The sequence below is a fragment of the Streptomyces sp. MK37H genome, assembly GCF_018035285.1.
GTDB lineage: Bacteria > Actinomycetota > Actinomycetes > Streptomycetales > Streptomycetaceae > Streptomyces > Streptomyces endocoffeicus.
In genome coordinates this window covers 1-2,715 of record NZ_JAAAYH010000717.1, presented here as the reverse complement: position 1 = coordinate 2,715, position 2,715 = coordinate 1, and the positions used below count along the sequence as shown (strand labels likewise).

General features: G+C 71.8%; 3 protein-coding genes. All 3 read left to right on the top strand.

The window, feature by feature from the left end:
* Positions 1-188: 188 nt before the first annotated feature.
* The gene (locus GWI24_RS43155; protein WP_037952362.1) at positions 189-878 is read left to right on the top strand and encodes a sigma-70 family RNA polymerase sigma factor; all 690 of its coding nucleotides are present in this window, start codon (positions 189-191) and stop codon (positions 876-878) included.
* On the top strand, positions 875-1,192 hold the full coding sequence (gene rsrA / locus GWI24_RS43150; protein ID WP_137979458.1) for a mycothiol system anti-sigma-R factor: 318 nt from the start codon (positions 875-877) through the stop codon (positions 1,190-1,192). Before GWI24_RS43155 ends, rsrA begins: the two co-directional genes overlap by 4 nt.
* 240 nt (positions 1,193-1,432) lie before the next feature.
* A partial coding sequence (locus GWI24_RS43145) for an HD-GYP domain-containing protein (RefSeq protein WP_210951476.1) occupies positions 1,433-2,715 on the top strand: 1,283 nt, incomplete at its 3' end.

The following is a 2,715-nucleotide window of genomic DNA, read 5'->3' as shown; positions in this document are numbered from 1 at the left end:
TACGAGGAAAGGGAGTCCCCCGCATGGGTTCGCTTGCTTGCCCGGCCCGTCCACAGGCCGCTGACCTGGACTGGTCTCAGCTGCAGGCGGCGCAGGCCGTGAAGATCGAAGCGGCGGGCGCACCGGATCGTCGTCTATTCTCCGATTCGAGCGGGTCCACATCCGGACCCGACACGAAGCTGGAGGAGGTGGGTCAGGTCACTGGGACCGACGCAGGTACCGACGGCGTGACCGAGGGAGAGCCGGTCGAGCGGTCGCAGGAGTCGTCCTCGGAGCGCAACGCACGCTTCGAGCGGGACGCCCTTGCCTTCTTGGACCAGATGTACTCGGCCGCGCTGCGGATGACGCGTAACCCGGCCGACGCCGAGGACCTCGTGCAGGAGACCTACGCCAAGGCGTACGGGTCCTTCCACCAGTTCCGCGAGGGCACCAACCTCAAGGCGTGGCTGTACCGCATCCTGACCAATACCTTCATCAACTCGTACCGCAAGAAGCAGCGGGAGCCCCAGCGCAGCGCGGCCGAGGAGATCGAGGACTGGCAGCTCGCGCGCGCCGAGTCGCATATGTCGACCGGTCTGCGCTCCGCCGAGTCGCAGGCCCTCGACCATCTGCCCGACTCCGATGTCAAGGAGGCCCTCCAGGCCATCCCCGAGGAGTTCCGCATCGCGGTCTATCTCGCGGACGTCGAGGGCTTTGCCTACAAGGAGATCGCGGACATCATGGGTACACCCATCGGTACGGTGATGTCCCGGCTGCACCGTGGGCGCCGCCAGCTGCGCGGTCTGCTGGAGGACTACGCCCGTGGGCGCGGGCTGGTCCCGGCCGGCGCGGGCGCTGCGGCGGACGAGTCGCACGATCGGAAAGGCGCGGACTCATGAGCTGCGGAGAGCCGCATGAGACGGACTGCTCCGAGGTTCTCGACCACCTCTACGAGTTCCTCGACCACGAGATGCCGGACGGCGACTGCGCCAAGTTCGAGGTGCACTTCGACGAGTGCTCTCCGTGCCTGGAGAAGTACGGCCTCGAGAAGGCCGTGAAGAAGCTCGTCAAGCGGTGCTGCGGCCATGACGACGTGCCCACCGACCTCCGGTCGAAGGTCATGGGGCGGATCGAGCTGATCCGCTCCGGGCAGGCGGTGCCGGAGCGCGAGATCACGACGGAGACGAAGGCGCCGAGCAGCGCCCAGGAGTGACCCCGGGGCTCCGGCCCCAAGCGACCCCGGGGCTCAGGCCGCGGTGGAGCGCCGGTCGAACATCAATCGAGTTGGCGCGTTCCTATTCCCACCCTCGGTGATCAGATCATCACTCGAAGGGGTGTAATCGGACAGTCCCTCCGGTCCCATACGCCCCGCCTCGTCCTAAGCTCCCCAACCACCTGACCCGCCCCGCCCGAGAGGGGCGGCGCAATGGACATGGATGGGGAGGAGGACACCGTGCGGGCACTTCCCCACGGCGCGCGCGCCTATGTCCTGTGCGCCGTGCTCGCCGGGGCGTACTGCGCCGCCCCGGCCGTACGGCCCGGAGCGGCCGTCCCCTGGGCCACGACCGCCCTGCTCGCCGCGGTTCACGCGGTCGGCTCCAGGGTCCGCGCCCGCTGGCCCGAATGGTGCAGCCCCGTCCTTCTGGCCGGGGCTTTTCTGCTGCCGCCCGCCGCCGCGGCGCTGGTCGCCGTACCCGGTGCGCTGCTCGCCCGGGTCGAGCGGCCCCCGGCCGGGGCGCGGCGGGCCTGGCGTGCCGCACGGCTCTCGCTGGCCGTCTGGGCGGCCTCGTGGGCCTTCGCGGCCCTGGACGGCCCCGGCACCCTCAGCGCCCTCTGGGCCCTCGGCGACGGCGCCCAGGCCTCCGCTGGGCAGGCGTCGTCCGGTGCGCCCGGCTTTCCGTACGCCCTGGCGGCCGCCGTGGCCGCCGCGCTCGTCCTGGGCCTGACCGCCACCGCCCTGGAGGGCGGGGTGCTGGTCACCGCCGAGCGGCAGTCCCCGCGCGCCGCCTGGTGGGGGCGGCTGCCCGGCGCCCTCGCCCCGTACCTGGTGCACGGGCCCGCCGGGCTGGCCATGGCGGTGCTGTGGCGCAGCCCTTACGGACCGGCGGCGGCCCTGCTGGTGCTGCTGCCGATGTACGTCTGCGCCTGCGGCTTCGTGCTCTACCGCCGCGAGAGCGCCGCCCACCAGGCCACCATCCGGGCCCTTGTCCAGGCGGTCGACATCAAGGACCGCTACACCCGTGGCCACAGCGAGCGCGTCGGCCGCGCCTCCGCGATGATCGCCCGCGAGCTGGGCATGAGCGGCGACCGGCTGGAGGCGGTACGGATCGCGGGCATCCTCCACGATGTCGGCAAGCTCGGCGTCCCCACCCGGCTGCTGCGCAAAAACGGTCCGCTGACGCCCGATGAGCGCCGGGTGATCGAGCTGCACCCCGAGTACGGCGACGAGATGGTGCGCGGCATCGGCTTCCTGGGCGAGGCGCGGGCCGCGATCCTCCACCACCATGAGCGGCTGGACGGCAGCGGCTATCCGTACGGGCTCACCGGGGCGCAGATCCCGGAGTTCGCCCGGGTGGTCGCGGTGGCGGACGCCTTCGACGCGATGACCTCGACGCGTACGTACCGCAGGGCCCGGCCGGTGCCCACGGCCGTGAAGGAGCTGAAGCGGTGCGCGGGCTCGCAGTTCGACCCCCGTATGGTGCGGGCCCTCACCCTCGCCCTGGACCGCCACGGCTG